Here is a 20795-nt window from a genome sequence, read left to right on the forward strand (position 1 = left end):
CCGCAGAGCGCGGTCCCGGACTACAGAGAAGTCCGGGTGCTCTGACGGCGGCGGGCGCCAGGGTCGGACCCAAAACGTGGGCCCGACGTCAAACTGCGAGAGAGGACCCATTCATGGCTGTCGTGACCATGAAGCAGCTGCTTGACAGCGGCGCACACTTCGGACATCAGACCCGTCGCTGGAACCCGAAGATGAAGCGTTTCATCTTCACCGACCGCAACGGTATCTACATCATCGACCTGCAGCAGACGCTGTCGTTCATCGACCGCGCCTACGAGTTCGTCAAGGAGACCGTCGCCCACGGCGGCACCATCCTCTTCGTCGGCACCAAGAAGCAGGCGCAGGAGTCGATCGCCGCAGAGGCGACGCGCGTCGGCATGCCGTACGTGAACCAGCGCTGGCTCGGTGGCATGCTCACCAACTTCCAGACCGTGCACAAGCGCCTTCAGCGTATGAAGGAGCTCGAGGCCATGGAGCAGACCGGTGGCTTCGAAGGTCGCACCAAGAAGGAAATCCTCATGCTCACGCGTGAGAAGAACAAGCTCGCTCGTACCCTCGGCGGCATCCGCGACATGGCCAAGGTTCCCTCGGCCATGTGGGTCGTCGACACCAACAAGGAGCACATCGCCGTCGGTGAGGCTCGCAAGCTGAACATCCCGGTCATCGCGATCCTGGACACCAACTGCGATCCCGACGTCGTCGATTACCCGATCCCGGCCAACGACGATGCGATCCGCAGCGCTGCTCTCCTCACGCGCGTCATCGCTTCGGCCGTGGCCGAGGGTGTGCAGGCACGTGCAGGCCAGGGTGCGGCAGACGCCAAGCCCGAGGCAGGCGCAGAGCCGCTCGCCGAGTGGGAGCAGGATCTGCTCGCCGAGGCGACCGCACCGGCTGAGGCCGCTGCGCCCGCGGAGGCTTCGGCCGACGCTGCCGCCGCTCCGGCTGCAGAATAAGTCTGTGGCGCAGTGACCCGCCACGGACATGAGTCCGCGGCGGGGCCACTCGCCTCACACCGACACAAAACTTTACGAAAGGGGCTCGCCTCAATGGCGAACTACACCGCTGCGGACGTGAAGCGTCTGCGCGAACTGACCGGTTCGGGCATGCTCGACTGCAAGAACGCTCTTGCCAACAACGACGGTGACTTCGACAAGGCTGTCGAAGAGCTCCGCATCAAGGGCGCCAAGGACGTCGGCAAGCGCGCTGAGCGCTCGACGGCCGAGGGCCTGGTCGCCGCTCGTGACGGCGTCATGATCGAGATCAACAGCGAGACCGACTTCGTCGCCAAGAACGACGAGTTCCAGAAGCTGGCCGACGACGTCCTCGGCGCCGCTGCAGAACTGCGCACCAACGACGTCGACGCGCTGCTCGCCGCACCGCTCGGTTCGGGCACCGTCGCTGAAGCCGTCGAGGCTCTCTCGGCCAAGATCGGCGAGAAGCTGGTCCTCCGCCGTGTCGCCGCATACGACGGCCAGGTTGCCGTTTACCTGCACAAGCGTGCGTCGGACCTGCCGCCGAGCGTCGGCGTCCTCGTCCAGTTCACCGGTGAGGGCGACGCCGCAGCCGAAGCTGCCCGTGGTGCAGCCATGCAGGTTGCCGCGCTGAAGGCCAAGTACGCCAGCCGCGACGAGGTTCCCGCGGAGATCGTCGCGCAGGAGCGCCACGTCGCCGAGGAGACCGCCAAGGCCGAAGGCAAGCCGGAGCAGGCGCTGCCGAAGATCGTCGAAGGCCGCGTCAACGGTTACTACAAGGACGTCGTCCTCGTGGACCAGGCATCGGTCACCGACTCGAAGAAGACGGTCAAGGCCGTCCTCGACGAGGCCGGTGCGGCTGTCGTCGCGTTCTCGCGCTTCGAGGTCGGCCAGTCCTAGTCGACTGACCCACGTTTGACGATCCGGCCCCGGATCCGCTGAATCTCAGCGGGCCCGGGGCCGGGTTCTTGCGTGCCCTAAGATAGAGAAGATTGTGTCCACTTCTTCAGCGAAGGAAAAGATGAGCGACGCCGGTGTCAACGAAGACGGACGCGAGGGTTTCAGCCGGGTGCTGCTGAAGCTGGGCGGCGAGATGTTCGGCGGCGGCGGCGGAGTGGGCCTCGATCCCGACGTGGTCGCCATGATCGCCGACCAGATCGCCGAGGTCGTCGAATCGGGTGTCCAGGTGGGCATCGTGATCGGTGGCGGCAACTTCTTCCGCGGTGCGGAACTGCAGCAGCGTGGCCTGGACCGGTCCAGGTCGGATTACATGGGCATGCTCGGCACCGTGATGAACTGCCTTGCACTGCAGGACTTCCTGGAGAAGCGCGGCGTCACCACCCGTGTCCAGACAGCCATCACGATGGGGCAGGTCGCTGAGCCGTACCTGCCGTTGCGTGCAGTCCGCCACCTGGAGAAGGGTCGCGTTGTGATCTTCGGTGCGGGCATGGGCATGCCGTACTTCTCCACCGACACGACGGCCGCGCAGCGCGCCCTCGAGATCAAGGCCGAAGCGGTCCTGATGGCGAAAGCGGTGGACGGCGTCTACTCGGATGATCCTCGCACCAATCCCGACGCGACGATGTACGACCACATCACCCATCGTGAGGCCATCGAGAAAGAGCTCAAGGTGGCCGACGCGACCGCTTTCAGCCTCTGCATGGACAACAACATGCCGATTCTCGTGTTCAACCTGCTCGAACGAGGCAATATCGCACGTGCGGTCGCGGGCGAGAAGATCGGCACGCTGGTCAGCAGCTAGCCGACCACAGACCACCACTGTCGCAAGACACAACGAAGGAACGATTCGACAATGATCGACGAAGCTCTGCTCGACGCCGAAGAGAAGATGGAGAAGGCCGTCGCCCACGTGCGTGACGACATGGCCTCCATCCGCACCGGCCGCGCCAACCCCGCGATGTTCAACAAGGTCGCCATCGAGTACTACGGCGCCCGCACACCGATCACGCAGGTGGCGAGCATCAACACGCCGGAGCCCCGGCTCGTCGTCATCAAGCCGTACGAGGCGTCGACGATGAACGACATCGAGACCGCGATCCGCAACTCGGATCTCGGCGTGAACCCGACCAACGACGGCAACGTCATCCGCGTCGCGATCCCGCAGCTCACCGAGGAACGCCGCAAGGATCTCGTGAAGCAGGCTCGCAACAAGGGCGAGGACGCCAAGGTCGCCATCCGCAACGTGCGCCGTAAGGCCGCGGACGAGCTCAAGCGCATCCAGAAGGACGGCGAAGCCGGCGAGGACGAAGTGGTCCGTGCCGAGAAGGAGCTCGACAAGACGACGCACACGTACACCGATTCGGTCGACGTCCTCGTCAAGAACAAGGAAGCCGAGCTGCTCGAAGTATGACAACACCGACGACGTCCAAGGCCGGACGCAACCTGCCAGCCGCAATCGGAGTCGGCGTCGGTCTCGGCGCGATGCTGATCGCGGTCCTGGCGCTCGTCCCGCTGGCCTTCTACGGCGTCGTCGGCGTCGCCTTGGCGATCGCCACCTGGGAGGTGGGCAAACGCCTCCGAGACGGCGGTTATGACATCGCCCTGATCCCGCTGCTCGTCGGCGGGCAGGGCGTGATCTGGGCGACGTGGCCGTGGGGCATCGAGGGCGCGTTCGTCGCCTTTGTCATCACCGTGTTGGTGATGATGGTCTGGAAGCTCTTCGCTCAAGGGCTCACGGCCGCACCGCAGAACTATCTGCGCGACCTGTCGCTGTCGGTGCTCGTCCTCGCCTGGCTGCCGATGCTCGCGACGTTCGCGACGGCGATGATCCAGCAGGATCACGGCGCGAACCGGGTGTTCACACTGATCATCGTCGTGGTCTGCTCTGACGTTGGCGGTTACGCCGCCGGAGTGCTTCTCGGCAAGCATCCGATGGCGCCCGCGATCAGCCCGAAGAAGTCGTGGGAGGGACTCGGCGGTTCGATGGTGTTCGCCACCGCAGGTGCAGTCTGTTGCGCACTGTGGCTGCTCGACACGCACTGGTGGGTCGGCCTCGCACTCGGTCCGTTGATGGTGATCGTCGCGACCACCGGTGACCTCGTCGAATCCCAGGTCAAGCGAGACCTCGGCATCAAGGACATGGGCACCCTGCTGCCCGGTCACGGCGGCATCATGGATCGACTCGATTCACTTCTGTCCTCCGCGTTCGTTACGTGGGCGGTGCTCACACTGCTGATGTAGCGTCAGAATCAGGACGTGTCTCGTAACTCGCCCTAGCCATAGCAGACCTGACGATCGGGGATTGGCAAGTGGCACAGGCGGAACCGTCAACAAACACGGACGCGGGTCCGGCCAAGGTCAGTCTTCCCACTCTGACGGCGATGGTCGTCGGATCCATGATCGGGTCCGGCGTCTTCCTGCTCCCGCGTCGCTTCGGCGCCGAGACCGGGGTGCTGGGCGCGATCATCGCGTGGACGATCGCCGGCGGCGGAATGTTGATGCTGGCGCTGGTCTTCCAACGGTTGGCGACGCGAAAGCCTGAGCTTGACGCCGGCGTCTACGCCTATGCGAAGGACGGATTCGGCGACTACATCGGCTTCAACTCGGCGTTCGGCTTCTGGGCGTCGGCGTGCGCGGGCAACACGTCGTACTGGGTGCTGATCATGGCGACCACCAGTGCGTTGTTCCCAGAATTGGGTGACGGCGCGACGGTGCTGTCGGTAGGACTCTCGTCGGTCGGGGTGTGGCTCTTCTTCCTGCTGATCAGCCGCGGAGTCCAGCAGGCGGCGATCATCAACCGGATCGCGACTGTAGCCAAAGTGGTCCCGCTGATCGTCTTCATCATCCTCGCGATCGTGATGTTCGACGCGGGCTACTTCGCCGACAACTTCTTGGGCGGCAACGGCATCGAGGTCGGGAGCCTGTGGGATCAGGTGACCGGCACGATGCTGATCACCGTGTTCGTCTTCATGGGCATCGAGGGCGCGAGCATGTACTCGCGCTATGCACGTCGGCGGGAGGACGTCGGGCGCGCCACGGTGCTCGGTTTCGTCGGCGTCCTCGGTGTCTTCGCTCTTGTCACGCTGGTGTCGTACGGCTCGATGAGCCAGGGCGACCTCGCCGCCGTCGATCAGCCGTCCGTGGCTTCGGTGCTCGCCCACCTCGTCGGCGACTGGGGATCGGTGTTCATCCGGATCGGCGTCATCGTGTCGGTCCTCGGCGCTTACCTCGCGTGGACGCTGATGGCGGCGGAGATCCTCTACATCCCGGCGCAGGCCGACGACATGCCTGCCTTCTTGAAGCGGACCAACTCGAAGGGCGCGCCGATCGCCGCGCTGATGATGGCGACCGGCTTCGTTCAGCTGCTCCTGATCTGGCTCCTGTTCGTCGATGACGCGCTCGACTTCATGCTCGACCTGACGGCGGCTCTTGCACTCGTGCCATACCTGCTCGTCGCGCTTTACGGTCTGCGTCTGGTGGTCAGGCGGGAGACCTATTCCGACGGGCGCGATCGGACAAAGGATCTGGTCATCGCGTCACTCGCAGTCGTGTACACCGGGTTTCTCGTGGTCGCGGCCGGACTCGACAAACTCCTCCTCGCCTTCAGCCTTTACGCGATCGGCACGATCCTGTTCGTGATCGCCAGGCGGGAGCGAGGTCTGACAGTGTTCCGGCCCTTCGAGGCCGCATTGTTCGGCGCGATCGTGGTCGGCGGCGTCGTGGGTGTGGTGCTGCTCGCGACCGGTGTCGAAGAGATCGACAATCATCCAGAACCAGACCGCTACTCGGTCGTCCACGAATCCGACTGAACGAGAGGCTTCCCACATGAATGACAGTCCGTCCAGCGCGTACGGTGTGCACTCCGAGGTCGGGACGCTGCGCAAGGTACTGGTCTGCGCGCCGGGGCTCGCGCACGAACGCCTCACACCGACGAACTCCGACGATCTGCTGTTCGACGACGTCCTCTGGGTGCAGAACGCGAAGCGCGACCACTTCGACTTCATGACGAAGATGCGTGATCGTGGAGTCGACGTGGTGGAACTGCACAACGTTCTTGCCGAGACCGTCGCCGATCCGGCCGCGCGCGCGTGGCTGCTCGACCGGAAGATCGTGCCGAACGAAGTCGGTGTCGGACTCGTCGCCGAGACCCGGTCGTACCTGGACGGACTCGACGCGCGCGAACTCACGGAGCAGTTGATCGGCGGCATGTCGACGCGGGATCTCCCTGCCGAGCTGCGGACGGGTTACCTGTCTCTGGCCCGTGAGTCCGGCGGCGTCAACGAGTACTTGATGCCGCCGCTGCCGAACACGCTGTACACCCGCGACACCACGTGCTGGATCTACGGCGGTGTCACGTTGAACCCTCTGTACTGGCCTGCGCGTCACGACGAGACGTTGCTGATGAAGGCCGTGTACGAGTTCCACCCCGACTTCATCGGTTCGCCTGTCCGCTGGGGCGATCCGGAGAAGCACTGGGGCGGCGCGACAATCGAGGGAGGTGACGTCCTCGTGCCGGGCGACGGTGTGGTGCTGATCGGCATGAGCGAACGGACCTCTCGACAGGCGATTACTCAGGTGGCGCAACAGTTGTTCGCGGCCGGGGACGTGACGAAGGTGATCGTCGCCGGTATGCCGAAATTGAGGTCGGCGATGCATCTGGACACGGTGTTCACGTTCGCCGACCGCGATCTGGTCACCGTCTACCCGAAGATCGTCGACGCGATCGTCCCCTTCACGATCGTGCCGGCGGACAACGAGGTCGGTCTCGACGTGATCGAGGAGTCCGAGCACTTCGTCGACGTGGTCCGCAAGGCGCTCGGCCTCGAGGTGCTGCGCGTGTGGAAGCCGGTGGCAGCGAGTACGCGTCCGAGCGGCAGCAGTGGGACAGCGGGAACAACCTCGTCGCCGTCGAACCGGGAGTCGTGTTCGCGTACGACCGCAACACCTACACGAACGCACTCCTGCGGAAGGAGGGCATCGAGGTGATCACGATCGTCGGCGCCGAACTGGGCCGCGGGCGTGGGGGCGGCCATTGCATGACTTGCCCGATCATCCGTGACCCGCTTCCCGCGTAGGCGGACGGCAGCTCGGATCGTGCGAGAATGGACGGCATGACGTCTCTGCCGCTCGTGTTCGACGCGCCCAAGCGTGGGCTTCCGCCCACGCACTTCGCCGACCTCGACGAGGCCGGACGCATCGCAGCGGTCGCCGAGCTCGGGCTGCCGAAGTTCCGCGCGAATCAGCTGGCCAAGCAGTATTACGGCCGGCTGACGGGCGACGTCACGGAGATGACGGATCTGCCCGCAGACAAGCGTGACGCGGTCGGCGAAGCCCTCTTCCCGACGCTGATGACGCCTGTCCGACACGTGGCGTGCGACGACGAGTCGACCCGAAAGACCCTGTGGCGACTGCACGACGGCACGCTTCTCGAATCGGTCCTGATGCGCTACAGCGACCGCACCACGCTGTGCATCTCCTCACAGGCCGGCTGCGGTATGGCCTGCCCATTCTGTGCCACGGGTCAGGGTGGTCTGGACCGGAACCTGTCGACGGCGGAGATCGTCGACCAGGTCCGTGCCGCGGCACGGGCCACCCGCGACGGCGACCTCGGGGACCCGGGGCGACTGTCGAACATCGTCTTCATGGGCATGGGCGAGCCGCTCGCCAACTACAAGCGCGTTGTCGACGCGGTCCGCAAGATCACGTCGCCCTCGCCGGAGGGCTTCGGCATCTCCCAGCGGCACGTCACCGTCTCGACTGTCGGACTGGCACCCGCGATCCGTCGCCTGGCGGACGAGGGGCTGTCGGTGACTCTCGCAGTCTCACTGCACACGCCGGACGACGAGCTCCGCGACACGCTCGTCCCGGTGAACACCCGCTGGTCGGTTGCCGAAGTGCTGTCGGCGGCGCGCTACTACGCCGACAAGACGGGCCGCCGTGTGTCGATCGAGTACGCGTTGATCCGCGACGTGAACGATCAGCCGTGGCGCGCGGACATGCTGGGGGAGAAGCTTCGTCGCACGCTAGGCTCTCTGGCGCACGTCAACTTGATCCCGCTCAATCCGACTCCGGGGTCGGAGTGGGATGCGAGTCCGCGGCACGTCCAGGACGAGTTCGTCCGTCGGGTTCGCGAACAGGGGATCTCCTGCACCGTCCGCGACACCCGCGGCCAGGAGATCGCCGCCGCCTGCGGCCAGCTCGCCGCCGACGAACGCTGACAGCAGACCGGCGGGGACGAACGAAAAACGGTCGTCCACCTCGATGAGGCGGACGACCGTTGGTCGTGTGCAGGACGCGCTAGCGTCGCCAGGCGCCCTTCTTCGGGATCATCTTGAAGCCTGCATAGCCGATCAGGACTACGGCGAATCCGATGAGGAAGATGTCCTCGACGTGGCCGATGTGGTTGCCCTTCAGCATCGCGAGGCAGATCAGTCCCGAGACGAACGCGGCGATCGCGTACGTGCGCGGTGCGGTGCCGTGCCAGCCGAAGCGGGCCGACGGTGCATCGGCGGGCTCACGGACCCAGCCGGTATCGATCGCCTGGACCTCAGTACTTGCCACGTCCACTCCTTATGACAGCCGGTAGTAGTTCGGGGTAAGCATAACCCGTGCCAGTGACGGAACCGGCACCCGGTGCGCGACAATGTCAGATGTGACGACACGTGTGCTGATCCTCGGATCGACAGGCTCCATCGGTACCCAGGCGCTGGAGGTGATCGACGAGCATCCAGAACTGTTCGAGGTCGTCGGACTCGGTGCGGGCGGCGGCAATCTGGACCTTCTGGAACGCCAGGTGGCGGCGACCGGGCTCACCGCTTCCCGCATCGCGGTCGCCGACCCGGCCGCGGCCGGTGTACTCGCCGATCGGATCGGTGCGGGCGTCCTCGCCGGAGACGACGCGATGGTCCGTCTCATCGAGTCGGTCGAGGCCGACGTGGTGCTGAACGGCGTCGTCGGAGCGATCGGGCTGCGCCCGAGTCTTGCGGCGCTCGAGTCCGGGGCGCGGTTGGCGCTGGCGAACAAGGAATCGTTGGTCGCGGGAGGCGCGCTCGTCCTCGATGCCGCGGCCCCCGGCCAGATCGTGCCCGTGGACTCCGAGCACTCGGCGATCGCCCAGTGCCTGCGTGGTGGATCGGCATCGGAGGTCGACCGGCTGGTGCTCACCGCCTCGGGTGGTCCGTTCCGCGGTTGGACCGCGGAGCAGGTGGCGAATGTGACTCCCGAGCAGGCGGGCAAGCACCCGACGTGGTCTATGGGGCCGATGATCACGTTGAATTCGGCGACCCTGGTCAACAAAGCGCTCGAGGTGATCGAGGCGCATCTGCTGTTCGATGTGCCGTACGACCGGATCGACGTCACAGTGCATCCGCAGTCGATCGTGCACTCGATGGTGACGTTCGTCGACGGCGCGACCATCGCGAAGGCGTCGCCGCCGAGCATGAAACTCCCGATCGCTCTGGCGCTCGGCTGGCCGGACCGGGTGCCGGGCAGTTCGGCCGCCTGCGACTGGAGTCAAGCGTCGACCTGGACGTTCGAGCCGGTCGACAACGTCGTGTTCCCGGCGATCAACCTCGCCCGCGAAGCCGGGACCACGGGCGGAAGCCTCACCGCGATCTTCAACGCGGCCAACGAAGTCGCCGCCGACGGCTTCTTCGCCGGGCGGATCACCTTCCCGCGGATCGTGGGCGTCATCGCCGACGTGCTCGCCGACGCTGATCAGTGGACCGGCAGGCCGGGTACTCTGGACGAGGTCCTGGCAGCGGACCGGTGGGCACGCGAACGCGCTGCCGTGCTGGTCGCTGCTGCCACCTAGGTTCGTCGACGACTGGAGTCTTACGGGTGAGTTACGTGCTCGGCGTGGTGGCGTTCGCGCTCGCGCTGCTGATCTCGATCGGTTGGCACGAGTTGGGACACCACCTCGCGGCCAAGGCCACCGGCATGAAGGTCCGCCGCTTCTTCGTCGGCTTCGGTCCCACTGTGTGGTCGACGCGTGTAGGGGAGACCGAGTACGGCCTGAAAGCGATCCCGCTCGGCGGCTTCTGCGACATCGCAGGCATGACGCCGCACGACGAGATGTCGATCATCGATCAGCCTCGGGCCATGTACAAGCAGGCCACGTGGAAGCGTCTTGTCGTCCTCATCGCAGGACCGGTCCAGAACTTCATCCTCGGCTTCATTCTGATCATCGTGCTCGCGCTCGGGTGGGGACTGCCCGTCCTCGGTGACAAGCCGGTGCACGTCGCCGAGATCTCGTGCGTCGCTCCGACGACCGACGCGGAAGGCAAGCCCGTCCCGTGCACCGGAGCCGCACCCGCGGTCGACGCGGGACTGCGGACCGGTGACCTGATCGTCGCCGTCGACGGCTCGTCGATCTCCGACTCCACGGACATGATCGAGAAGGTCCGCGACGTGCAGGGCTCGACGGTGCTGACCGTCGAACGCGACGGTGAACGCACCGACGTGACGATCCCGGTGTCGCAGGTCCAGCGGATGGCGCAGAACCCGGACGGCACGTTGACGCCGGTGACCGTCGGTGCGATCGGCGTGACACTGTCGAACACGTTGGTCCAGCAGTACGACTGGGGCTCGGTCTGGGGTGGGGCGGTGTCGTTCACCGGCGACATATTCGTCGAGACCGCGAAGTCGTTGGCGTCGCTGCCGACGAAGATCGGTGACCTCTGGACGGCGGTGACCGGCGGTGAACGCGCCGTCGACTCGCCGGTCAGTGTGGTCGGAGCGTCACGCCTGGGCGGCGAGGCCGTCGAACGCGGCTACTGGGACCTGTTCATCGGGCTGCTGCTGAGCATCAACTTCTTCCTCGGCGCGTTCAACCTGGTGCCGCTGTTGCCGTTGGACGGCGGGCACATGCTGATCGCTCTGTACGAGAAGTTCCGCAACCTCATTCGCCGTGCCATGGGCATGACGGCCGGGCCGCCCGTCGACTACGTGAAACTGCTCCCGCTGACCTATGCGGTCGTGGCGGTGATGGGTGCCTTCATGGTGCTGACTGTGACGGCGGACATCATCAATCCGATCCGACTCGGCTGACGTTCGCGGTACGGCGTGAGTCGGTAGACTCGGGGCATGACTGATCTGATCGGGCTGGGAATGCCTGCTGGACCTCCGCCTGTTCTTGCACCTCGCCGAAAGACCCGCCAGATCCAGGTCGGGTCCGTCGGAGTCGGAAGCGACCACCAGATCTCCGTGCAGTCGATGTGCACCACGAAGACGCACGATGTGAACGCGACACTGCAGCAGATCGCCGAGCTCACCGCTTCGGGCTGCGACATCGTGCGCGTGGCCTGCCCCCGCCAGGAGGACGCGGACGCACTCGCCACGATCGCCAAGAAGTCGAAGATCCCGGTGATCGCCGACATCCACTTCCAGCCGAAGTACATCTTCGCCGCGATCGACGCAGGCTGTGCCGCAGTGCGCGTCAACCCGGGCAACATCAAGGAGTTCGACGGCCGCGTCAAAGAGGTCGCAAAAGCGGCGGGCGACGCGGGCATCCCGATCCGCATCGGCGTCAACGCCGGATCGCTCGATCCGCGACTGCTGAAGAAGTACGGCAAGGCGACACCTGAAGCACTCGTCGAGTCGGCGCTGTGGGAGGCGAGCCTGTTCGAGGAGCACGGCTTCGGCGACATCAAGATCTCGGTGAAGCACAACGACCCGGTGATCATGGTGGAGGCGTACCGCCAACTCGCGGCGCAGTCCGACTACCCCCTGCACCTCGGCGTCACCGAGGCCGGTCCGGCGTTCCAGGGCACGATCAAGTCGGCCGTCGCGTTCGGGTCGCTGCTGTCGGAGGGAATCGGTGACACGATTCGTGTTTCCCTCTCGGCACCGCCTGCCGAAGAGATCAAGGTGGGCGACGCGATCCTGCAGTCGCTCAACCTGCGTCCCCGCAAGTTGGAGATCGTGTCGTGCCCGTCGTGCGGCCGCGCGCAGGTCGACGTGTACAAGCTCGCGAATGAGGTGTCCGCCGGGCTGGAGGGTCTGGAAGTGCCGTTGCGCGTCGCGGTCATGGGATGTGTGGTCAACGGACCCGGTGAGGCGCGCGAGGCGGACCTCGGTGTCGCGTCCGGCAACGGCAAGGGCCAGATCTTCATCAAGGGTGAGGTGGTCAAGACCGTTCCCGAGGCTCAGATCGTTGAGACGTTGATCGCCGAAGCGCTGCGTATCGCCGAGGAGTCGGGGGACACTGAGAGCGGATCACCAGTCGTCTCGGTGAGCTGAGACCCCTCGGCCGACCGCGGAGCATTGACGACTAGGACTTCGAACACGGAGGTGGGACGTGCTGCGATTGTTGGGCGGACGCCCGTTGGGAGCCCGTGACACCGAAGCGGTGAGCCGCGCCCTCGATCAAGACCCCGTCGGGTCGTGCATGGTCGCCGCACGCGTCGAGGCGTACGGCATGTCGCCGCGCTTTCTCGGTGGCGAGATGTGGAGTGCCTCCACGCCCGCCCAGTCGTTGTGCTTCTCGGGCGCCAATCTGATGCCGCTCCTCGGTGGCGACGCCGATCTCGACGATTTCGCGGGACGCGCTCTGGCATCGCCGCGCGGTTGCACGTCGGTCGTCGGATACGCGCCGCTCGCCCTCGGCCTGTGGGAGCGGTTGGCGCCCATGTGGGGCGACCCGCGAGAGATTCGTCCCGATCAACCGCTGCTGGCGTTGAGCGGAATGCCCGCCGTGATACCCGACCCGCTGGTCCGGCTCGTGACTCCTGCCGACCTCGACAACTACTTCCCGGCAGCCGTCGCGATGTTCCGCACCGAAGTGGGTGTGGACCCGTGCGAAGTCGACGGTGGTGCGTCGTACCGGCGTCGGTTGGCCGCGTTGATCTCGGCACGCCGCGTGTTCGCCCGGTTCGACGGTGATCGGGTGGTCTACAAGGCGGAGATCGGATCGATGTCGCGTCGGGTCGGACAGATCCAGGGCGTGTGGGTGGATCAGGAGTCGCGCGGCCACGGACTCGGTGCGTCCGGAACGGCAGCGGTCGCCGCAGCCATCGCACGGCAGGGACGTATCGCGAGTCTGTACGTCAACAGCTTCAACGCGCCTGCCCGTGCCACCTACCAGCGTGTCGGCTTCACCCAGGTCGGCACGTTCGCGACCGTTCTCGTCGACTGACAAAGAAAGTCCTCCGCACACGATGATCCTGCGTCGCGCCATAGCACTGTTCTGTGTCTTCGTGTTGGCGGTGACGGCCGCGGCGTGCTCGTCGGACGACGATGAACCCCGCGATGCGGCGGACCGTTTCATATCCGCGTTCGCCGCCCGCGACGTGCAGTCCGCGGCCGCCGTCACGACGAACCCGGACGGCGCGTCTCGCGCGATGTCCGAGACGTGGGAAGGCCTCGGCGCGGAGTCGATGTCTGCGCGCACCGGACGCGTGCGCGTGGATCACGATGTCGCCGACGTCGACGTGACGTACACGTGGTCGCTGCCGGGTGGGCGAACGTGGCAGTACCAGGCCACGCTGTCGATGGGCCGCAGCGACACCGGATGGTCGGTGCGATGGACGTCCACCGCCATTCACCCGAAGCTCGGCACCGACCAGCATCTCGCCGTCGGCGACCTCAGCCCGCCGAGAGCGAGTGTCAACGAGTCCGACGGCACCGAGGTGATGGTGAACGGCGTGGTCACTGGGGTGTTGTTCGACGGCCGCGCTGCGGCGCAGGCCGGGGACGTGATCGGACCCGCGACTCGACTCGTGCAGGTCATGGGCCCCTTCGTGCCCGGCCTGTCTGCGCAGCGGATCGCCGAGCAGGCCACCGCGTCCAGCGACCCGATGCCGATCGGGACCCTGTCGGAAGCGGATGCGGCCAGACAGCGTGATCAATTGGCACTGCCGGGCATCGTGCTGCGAGACGAGTCGGTGCTCCAGCCGCGGAATCCCGGCTTCGCCTCCGCCGTCGTCGCACGTGTCAAGAACGCCGTCGGCGCCGACATCATCGGCACTCCTGGATGGCGGGTGTCGGTGGTGAACGCCAACGGGCTGGTCGCAGATGTCGTCTTCGACCATCCCAGTGTCCCGGCGCCCGCCGTGTCCCTGACGCTGTCCCGGACCGTCCAGGACGCGGCACAGCGGGCGGTGAACGCCGTCGCAGGCAAACAGGCGATGACCGTCGCGATCCAGGCGTCCACCGGCAAGATCCTCGCGATCGCGCAGAACGGTGACGCCGACCGCGCGGGATTCCCGGCCGCCGCGGGCCAGTTCCCACCGGGTTCGACCTTCAAGATGGTCACCTCGGCAGCAGCCATGTACGGGCGTCTGAGCGAGCCGGACGCGCAGGTGCAGTGCCCCGGCGAGATCACCATCGGTGAACGCACCATTCCCAACTACGACGGATTCTCGCTCGGCCAGGTCACGCTGCGACAGGCCTTCGCGGCGTCGTGCAACACCACGTTCGCAAAACTCGCCAGCGAGATGGGGCCGTCCGACCTCGCCCACGCGAGCGCCGCCATGGGCCTCGGCTCGGACTACACGATCGCGGGAATCGAGTCCGAAGCCGGATCGGTGCGTATCGAACCCGAACTCGTGCGACGCAGCGAGGACGGCTTCGGGCAGGGCACTGTACTCGCGAGCCCGCTCGGAATGGCGTTGGTGTCGGCGACAGCGGCCACCGGTCGTCGGCCCGTCCCGCAACTCATCAACGACCGCCCGACCAAAGTCGTCGGGCCGACCGTCGACTTCGACGGCGACGTCTACGCGCGCTTGCGGACGATGATGCGCGCCGTCGTGACGTCGGGGACGGCGTCGGCGATCGCTGATCAAGGCGAGGTGTACGGCAAGACAGGTGAGGCCGAGGTCGCGGGCGGATCGCACGCGTGGTTCGCGGGTTTTCGCGGCGACATCGCTTTCGCCACTCTCATCGTGATGGGCGGGGGATCGGAAGCCGCAGTGGCCGTCACCCGAGACTTTCTCGCGGCCCTGCCCACCGACTACCGCCCCTGACCGGCCCTGTCGCTCCGCCGCCGATTCAGTTCAGGAATCGGCGGACGCCGACGCCGGATCTGGGTGTTTCGTCAATTCCGTGCCAGGCGTGTGCACCATTCGGATGAACCCCCGTCGTGCATTCGGTCTAATGAGGGCATAGGTTATGGAAGTCTCACGGGAGACCCTGTAGTGAAAGTCGAGGCGAACCATGACTGGTCCCACACCCGGATACCCCGGGCAGAATCCCGAGCACGGTGGCGCTCCCCAATACGGCGCGCCCCAGTACGGTGCTCCCCAATACGGCGCTCCCCAGCAGGGCCAGCAGCCCCAGTACGGCGCTCCCCAACAGCCTCAGTACGGCGCTCCCCAGCAGCCACAACAGTACGGGCAGCAGCAGTACGGCGATCCTCAGTACGGACAGGGGCAATCCGGTCAGGCTCAAGCGGGGCAGTACGGACAGCCTCAGTATGACCAGCAGGCGCAGTACGGGCAGCAGCCCTACGCGCAACAGCCTTACGGTGCGGCCCAGTATGGACAGCAGTACGCGCCCCAGAACGCAGGGATGGGCGTCGGGCTGAGCCAGAAGGTGGTCACCGCGTTGTGGGGTGTCGTCGGGGCGGCCGTTGTGGTCATCATCGCGGCATTCCTGCCGTGGGTGACCATCAGCGGCTTCGTCAACGACTCTGCGTCGGGCGTCGGAGACGGCAAGGACGGGGTGATCACCCTGATCCTCGGTCTGATTGCGGCAGGAGTTGCCGGAGCCGCGGTGTTCTTGACGGCGAAGCAAGCGGCGCTGCCGCTCGCCGCAGGTGTCACCGCAGTGTTGGCAGGCGTCATCTCGGTGCTCGTCGCGATCGTCGACATCGCCGACGTCAGTGACGCCGCGAACGACATCAATTCAGGTTCGACGAGTCCGTTCGGAACGTCGTTCGACATCGAGGCTCATGTCGGCTTCGGTCTCTGGCTGACCTTGGTGGCAGCACTCGCGCTCGTTGCGACCGGTGTCGCAGTGATCATCCTGCGGAAGAAGAACGCCTGACGAGTTCGAATGCCGAACGCGCCGTCCCGTCGAGGGGCGGCGCGTTTGTCGTCAGCGGCGCGGGACGATGAGCAACTCGCCGGTGTCGGGATGGTCGACGACTAGCACCGGATGATCGTAGGTCGTCGAGAGCAGATCGGCGGTCATCACGTCGCGGACGGGGCCGCAGGCCTGAATGCGGCCGTCCTTCATCACCGCTACCCGGTCGGCATACGCAGCGGCGAGCGACAGGTCGTGCACCACGAGGAGAACTGTGGCACCGCCCTTCGCGCGTTCGGCGAGGATCTGAAGCACCTGTTCACTGTGGCCGATGTCGAGAGCGGCGGTCGGTTCGTCGAGCAGCAGGACCGGCGTGTCCTGTGCGAGGGCGCGGGCCAGGCTCACGCGGGCCTGCTGCCCACCAGACAGTTGAGAGAAATGGCGTTCCAGCAGGTCGCCGAGTTCACAAGCCTCGACTGCAGCGGTGATCAACGCCTCCGACTGCGCGGCCTCCGGAGTGCGAGTCCACGGGTAGCGGCCCATCTCGACCACTTCGCGAACGGTGAAAGGCGTGTCGGTCCGGTTCGTCTGGGTGACGAGGGCACGTCGACGAGCGAGCGCTCGGGAATCGAGTGTCGCGATGTCCGCCTCGCCGATGAGGACCCGCCCGGAGTCGGGGGATCGGAGCCCGGACACTGCAGACAGCAATGTCGACTTGCCACAGCCGTTCGGACCGACGAGAGCGACGAGTTCACCTGGCTTCACAACGAGATCCACGTCGGACACGACTGTCCGTCCGCCGAGAGTCACGGTGACGCCGCGCGCATCGATGCCGGTCACAGGGCCGCTCCTGCACTCTTACGGCGCAAAAGGAGGAAGAACACCGGGCCGCCGATCAACGAGGTCAACATACCCAGCGGCAGTTCCCCCGCGGTGAGCGTCCGTGCCGCGAGATCGGCGGCGGCCACCACGAGTGCACCGCCCAACGCGCTGGCAGGCAGGAGCACCGCATGTCGGGGTCCCACGACCAAGCGCATCACGTGCGGCACGATCAGGCCGACGAACATCAGGATCCCGGTGAAGGCGACGGCCGCGGCAGTCAGGATCGCGACCAACACGATCACCTGGCGTCGAACGACCTCGACATTGACGCCGAGGGATGCGGCCTGGACCTCACCGAGCGCGAGCAGATCGAGTTTGCGGACGAGCACCATGCCGCCCGCGACGCCCGCGATCACCAGGGGTGCGACCACACGGATCTGTGCCCACGAAGCATTGCCCGCGAGTGAGCCGAGTTGCCAGAAGACGATCTGCTCCCGGGCCGCGGTGCTGGCGACGTAGGTCAGGTACGCGATGACGCCGAGGGCGAACGCGTTCACAGCGATGCCGGTGAGAACCAGCATGATGGTCGACGATGCCCCGTCGCGCATGGAGAGGGTGTACACAGCGAACGTGGTCGCGAGACCGAACACGGCCGCGGCGCCCGCGACGGCCCACCCGTTGGTTCCGGTGCCGCCGATCACGATCATCAGGCAGGCTCCGATCGCCGCGCCGGAGGAGATGCCGACGATTCCGGGTTCGGCCAACGGATTGGCGAGCATTCCCTGGAGGAGACAGCCTGCCGCGCCGAGCGCGATGCCGACCAGCAGCCCGAGGACGATGCGGGGGAATCGTGTCACCCACAATGCGGTCTCACCGTTCGGGTGACTCGGAAGCGGCCCGATGTCGAGGTGCCAATGGTGCGCGATCGAACCGAGGACTTCAGCCGGAGAGACGTGTACCGCGCCGGTGCCCGCCGAGAGGACGACGATCACCGCGAGCACGATGAGCAGGGCGACGAACACCACGAGGGTGCGGCCGCGGATCAGTTCACGCATAAATCGCCTTCGCCAAAGCACCCATCACCAGACCGGTGTCGGGCCCGAACATCAGAATCTGCGTCTCGTCCATCTCCACGATCCGCCTGGACCGCCCCGCCTTCGTCTGCGCGATGGCCGGCAGTTCGAGCAATCGGTCCATTCCGCCTACTGAATCCGCACCCTGCGTCATCACCAGAATCACGTCGGGGTCGGCGGCCATCAGATTCTCGGCGCTGACGGTGGTGAACGGCGCCGTCAGACCGGATGCGGTGCCCGCGTCCACTCCGCCGAGGTGCTCGATCAGGTCGTCGGCGCCGGACTTCGGTCCCGCCAGGAGGAGCAGGTACTCGCCGCGGACGTAGAGGAACGCGATCGACGGCTTGGTCGGCAGGTCGGGGATCGATCGCCCGGCGTCGTTGATCTGAGACTGCGTCCGGGCGACGAGCTTCTCGCCTTCTGCAGGCACACCGAGTGCTGTCGCAACAGCCCGGATCAGTTCCGGGGTGGACGCCACTGATCGTTCGGCCGGGAACTGAACCACGTGCAGGCCCGCCCGCCGGAGCGCGTCGACGGCGCCCGCAGGGTTGCTGTCGGTACCGGTCAGCACGATGGTCGGAGACACGTTGAGGACACGCTCGGTGTTGATGGCGTGCCCGGTATCGGTAATGACGGGAACTGCGCGCGCCGACGGGAACGTCGTGGACTTGTCACGGCCCACAACGTGCGACCCGAGGCCGAGGGAGTAGACGATTGCGCCGAGCGTTCCGTTGCGGTCGATGGCCACGATGCGCTCGGCTCTCGCAGGCACAGTCACGGTGGTCGACACCGGGACGATGTCCGGCGTGGGGAGCACCGCCGTGGTCGGCCCCGGTCGGAGGGATGCCGAGAGCTTCGCCGACCGTGCTGCATCGGTCTCGATCGGTTCGGTGGTGCACGCCGACGTCAGTGCAACGAGGACCGCCACAGCGACGACCAGCACACGTGGGCGACCGATCACCAGAACCTGCCTGTCTCGAAATGAGTGAAAGTAGACTATTAGGAATACCTTACCTGTCCTGGAGCAGGCGACAGCCTCGGGAGTTCGGTTGGCATGAAACAATCGACGGCATGACTGTTCGTGCCCCGCTCACTCCCGGCGTCGTCGCGCCGGTCCTGTCCGTGCCAGACGCCATCGAGCGCCCCGAGTACGTGTGGAAGGACACTGTCGCGGAGGGGAGTGAGCCGTGGGTGCAGACTCCGGAGACCATCGCGAAGATGCGCGTGGCGTCGAAGATCGCCGCAAACGCTCTCGCCGAGGCGGGACGTGCCGTCGCGCCGGGAGTCACCACGGCCGAACTCGACCGGATCGCCCACGAGTACATGCTCGATCACGGCGCGTACCCGTCCACCCTCGGCTACAAGGGCTTCCCGAAGTCGTGCTGCACGTCGCTGAACGAAGTGATCTGCCACGGCATTCCGGACTCGACCGTGATCCAGGACGGCGACATCGTCAACATCGACGTGACGGCGTTCAAAGACGGTGTCCACGGCGACACGAATGCCACGTTCCTTGCGGGCGACGTCTCGCAGGAAGTGCGTGACCTCGTGGAACGTACCCGGATCGCAACCGACCGAGCGATCAAAGCGGTGAAGCCGGGCCGCGCGCTGAATGTCGTGGGACGTGTCATCGAGGCGTACGCGAGCCGCTTCGGCTACTCGGTGGTCCGTGACTTCACCGGGCACGGCATCGGTGAGACCTTCCACAACGGGCTCGTCGTCCTCCACTACGACGAGCCGAGTGTGAGCACCGTCCTGGAGCCGGGCATGGTCTTCACGATCGAGCCGATGATCAACCTCGGCGGCAAAGACTGGGAGATGTGGGACGACGACTGGACCGTCGTCACCGCGGACCGGAAATGGACGGCCCAGTTCGAGCACACGCTCGTCGTCACCGAAACCGGCGCCGAGATCCTGACTCTTCCCGACGCGTGAGCGAGACCGGACCGGGGCTAGGCCGTATCACGACCTCGTCCCGGTGCGGTCTCACCTCACGCGTATGACGTCACTTCGAAGTGGCGAGCTCTTGACCCGATTCTGCCGACCGGAGCTCCACGATCTCCGAGAGCGCATCGACCGACTCGAGGGCCTTGTCACGTCGGTACTGGACGAACGAGTACACGAACGCCGCCGCCCACAGCGCGACGATCGCGATGTACACGAACCGTTGCTGCAGCGGGTCGAGTCCGAAGCCGCTCTTGCCCACGAGGGTGCGAGCGTTGGTGAGGATGATCAAGCCGCCGACGGTCGCTCCGAGCAGGCGCGGAGGGAAGTGGCGGACCACAAACGCTGCGATCGGTGCGGCGATCACGCCGCCGATCAGGATAGCGCCGGCCGCGCCGAAGTCGACGCCTTCACCGCCGAGATTCGCCAGGAAGCCGAGAGATGCGGCGACGGCGACGATGAACTCGCTGGTGTCGATTGTGCCCACCACTTTGCGGGGTTCAAGACGGCCCGATGCGAGGAGGGCGGGTGTGCCGACCGGGCCCCAGCCGCCACCGCCGGTGGCGTCGATGAAGCCGCCAAACAGACCTAGCGGGGTGAGGAAACGCGACTTCAGGGGTTTGCCGAGGTTCTTGGTGCTGATGCCTCTGAAGGTGAACCGCAGCAGCACGTAGAGGCCGAGGACCAGCAGGATCGTGGCCATGACGGGTTTCGCGTCCTCGGTGGACAGATTCGACAGAACCGTCGCGCCGACGAATGCACCGATGCCGCCGGGGATGCCGATCCGGGCCACGACCCGCCAATCGACGTTGCCGAACTTCCAGTGCGAGACCCCGGACACGAGACTCGTACCGATCTCGGCGAGGTGGACGGTGGCGCTGATCGCTGCGGGCGACAACGTCGTCAGCGCGATGAGGAATGTCGTCGCCGTGACACCGAACGCCATTCCGAGGCTTCCGTCGACCAATTGGCCGAGCAGGCCGACAAAACCGATGATGAGCAGGGTGGGCATGGGAACTCCTAGGGCGTGCACCGGGACTTCGAGTGGTGCGTGGCCTCTGAC

General features: G+C 66.0%; 19 protein-coding genes and 1 pseudogene. 15 read left to right on the top strand and 5 right to left on the bottom strand.

The genetic code is table 11. The annotated features are described in order from the left end of the window. The first annotated feature begins 113 nt into the window (after positions 1-113). The 8 genes and pseudogenes from rpsB to rlmN all read left to right on the top strand — a co-directional run bounded on the left by rpsB (position 114) and on the right by rlmN (position 8149). The gene (gene rpsB, locus GM1_RS09905; protein WP_008378425.1) at positions 114-953 is read left to right on the top strand and encodes a 30S ribosomal protein S2; all 840 of its coding nucleotides are present in this window, start codon (positions 114-116) and stop codon (positions 951-953) included. 93 nt (positions 954-1046) lie between these two features. After that, positions 1047-1871, top strand: coding sequence for a translation elongation factor Ts (gene tsf, locus GM1_RS09910; protein ID WP_008378427.1), 825 nt, complete (start codon positions 1047-1049; stop codon positions 1869-1871). Between the two features lie 121 nt (positions 1872-1992). Further along, the gene (gene pyrH, locus GM1_RS09915) at positions 1993-2733 is read left to right on the top strand and encodes a UMP kinase (protein WP_008378428.1); all 741 of its coding nucleotides are present in this window, start codon (positions 1993-1995) and stop codon (positions 2731-2733) included. Positions 2734-2784: 51 nt separating this feature from the next. Further along, the gene (gene frr / locus GM1_RS09920) at positions 2785-3342 is read left to right on the top strand and encodes a ribosome recycling factor (protein ID WP_008378429.1); all 558 of its coding nucleotides are present in this window, start codon (positions 2785-2787) and stop codon (positions 3340-3342) included. After that, positions 3339-4172 (top strand): phosphatidate cytidylyltransferase, encoded by an 834-nt coding sequence (locus tag GM1_RS09925; RefSeq protein ID WP_008378430.1) that lies wholly within the window; start codon positions 3339-3341, stop codon positions 4170-4172. Before frr ends, GM1_RS09925 begins: the two co-directional genes overlap by 4 nt. Positions 4173-4240: 68 nt before the next feature. Then, the gene (locus GM1_RS09930; protein ID WP_008378431.1) at positions 4241-5740 is read left to right on the top strand and encodes a basic amino acid/polyamine antiporter; all 1500 of its coding nucleotides are present in this window, start codon (positions 4241-4243) and stop codon (positions 5738-5740) included. 16 nt (positions 5741-5756) lie between these two features. Beyond that, positions 5757-7006 (top strand): annotated as a pseudogene (locus tag GM1_RS09935) (arginine deiminase). Between the two features lie 36 nt (positions 7007-7042). Then, positions 7043-8149, top strand: a complete 1107-nt coding sequence (gene rlmN / locus GM1_RS09940; RefSeq protein ID WP_040519816.1) for a dual-specificity RNA methyltransferase RlmN — start codon at positions 7043-7045, stop codon at positions 8147-8149. A 79-nt stretch (positions 8150-8228) separates the two neighbouring features. Here the strand turns inward: rlmN and GM1_RS09945 are convergent, their stop codons facing one another. Further along, entirely contained in the window at positions 8229-8492 is a 264-nt protein-coding gene (locus GM1_RS09945; RefSeq protein ID WP_008378436.1) for a DUF2631 domain-containing protein, read from the bottom strand. 82 nt (positions 8493-8574) lie between these two features. On the opposite strand from GM1_RS09945, the gene dxr reads away from it, so the two are divergent. The 6 genes from dxr to GM1_RS22680 all read left to right on the top strand — a co-directional run bounded on the left by dxr (position 8575) and on the right by GM1_RS22680 (position 15914). Continuing rightward, positions 8575-9744, top strand: coding sequence for a 1-deoxy-D-xylulose-5-phosphate reductoisomerase (dxr, locus tag GM1_RS09950; RefSeq protein ID WP_040519799.1), 1170 nt, complete (start codon positions 8575-8577; stop codon positions 9742-9744). A gap of 26 nt (positions 9745-9770) precedes the next feature. Then, positions 9771-10979: a M50 family metallopeptidase gene (locus GM1_RS09955; protein WP_008378439.1), complete on the top strand. Its 1209-nt coding sequence runs from the start codon at positions 9771-9773 to the stop codon at positions 10977-10979. A 36-nt stretch (positions 10980-11015) separates the two neighbouring features. Then, positions 11016-12170: a flavodoxin-dependent (E)-4-hydroxy-3-methylbut-2-enyl-diphosphate synthase gene (gene ispG, locus GM1_RS09960; RefSeq protein ID WP_008378440.1), complete on the top strand. Its 1155-nt coding sequence runs from the start codon at positions 11016-11018 to the stop codon at positions 12168-12170. A gap of 58 nt (positions 12171-12228) precedes the next feature. Next, complete coding sequence (locus GM1_RS09965) at positions 12229-13065, top strand: GNAT family N-acetyltransferase (protein WP_008378442.1); 837 nt, start codon at positions 12229-12231, stop codon at positions 13063-13065. Positions 13066-13087: 22 nt separating this feature from the next. After that, positions 13088-14893: a penicillin-binding transpeptidase domain-containing protein gene (locus GM1_RS09970; RefSeq protein ID WP_008378443.1), complete on the top strand. Its 1806-nt coding sequence runs from the start codon at positions 13088-13090 to the stop codon at positions 14891-14893. Between the two features lie 190 nt (positions 14894-15083). Further along, a complete protein-coding gene (locus tag GM1_RS22680) occupies positions 15084-15914 on the top strand; it encodes a hypothetical protein (protein ID WP_008378445.1) in 831 nt (276 codons plus the stop codon). 51 nt (positions 15915-15965) lie between these two features. Here GM1_RS22680 and GM1_RS09985 read toward each other — a convergent pair whose 3' ends face one another. Genes GM1_RS09985 through GM1_RS09995 form a run of 3 tightly spaced genes read right to left on the bottom strand, consistent with a single transcriptional unit; the run spans position 15966 to position 18749 of the window. Next, on the bottom strand, positions 15966-16733 hold the full coding sequence (locus tag GM1_RS09985; protein ID WP_008378447.1) for a heme ABC transporter ATP-binding protein: 768 nt from the start codon (positions 16731-16733) through the stop codon (positions 15966-15968). After that, positions 16730-17770 (bottom strand): FecCD family ABC transporter permease, encoded by a 1041-nt coding sequence (locus GM1_RS09990; protein WP_008378449.1) that lies wholly within the window; start codon positions 17768-17770, stop codon positions 16730-16732. The genes GM1_RS09985 and GM1_RS09990 overlap by 4 nt, the downstream gene beginning before the upstream one ends. Beyond that, complete coding sequence (locus tag GM1_RS09995) at positions 17763-18749, bottom strand: heme/hemin ABC transporter substrate-binding protein (RefSeq protein WP_008378451.1); 987 nt, start codon at positions 18747-18749, stop codon at positions 17763-17765. Before GM1_RS09995 ends, GM1_RS09990 begins: the two co-directional genes overlap by 8 nt. 110 nt (positions 18750-18859) lie before the next feature. Between GM1_RS09995 and map the strand changes: the two genes are divergently transcribed. Next, positions 18860-19723, top strand: a complete 864-nt coding sequence (gene map / locus GM1_RS10000; RefSeq protein WP_008378453.1) for a type I methionyl aminopeptidase — start codon at positions 18860-18862, stop codon at positions 19721-19723. A gap of 70 nt (positions 19724-19793) precedes the next feature. Here map and GM1_RS10005 read toward each other — a convergent pair whose 3' ends face one another. Next, positions 19794-20744: a sulfite exporter TauE/SafE family protein gene (locus GM1_RS10005; protein WP_008378455.1), complete on the bottom strand. Its 951-nt coding sequence runs from the start codon at positions 20742-20744 to the stop codon at positions 19794-19796. Positions 20745-20795 lie beyond the last annotated feature (51 nt).

It is taken from the genome of Gordonia malaquae NBRC 108250 (assembly GCF_000344135.1).
Taxonomy (GTDB): Bacteria; Actinomycetota; Actinomycetes; order Mycobacteriales; family Mycobacteriaceae; genus Gordonia; species Gordonia malaquae.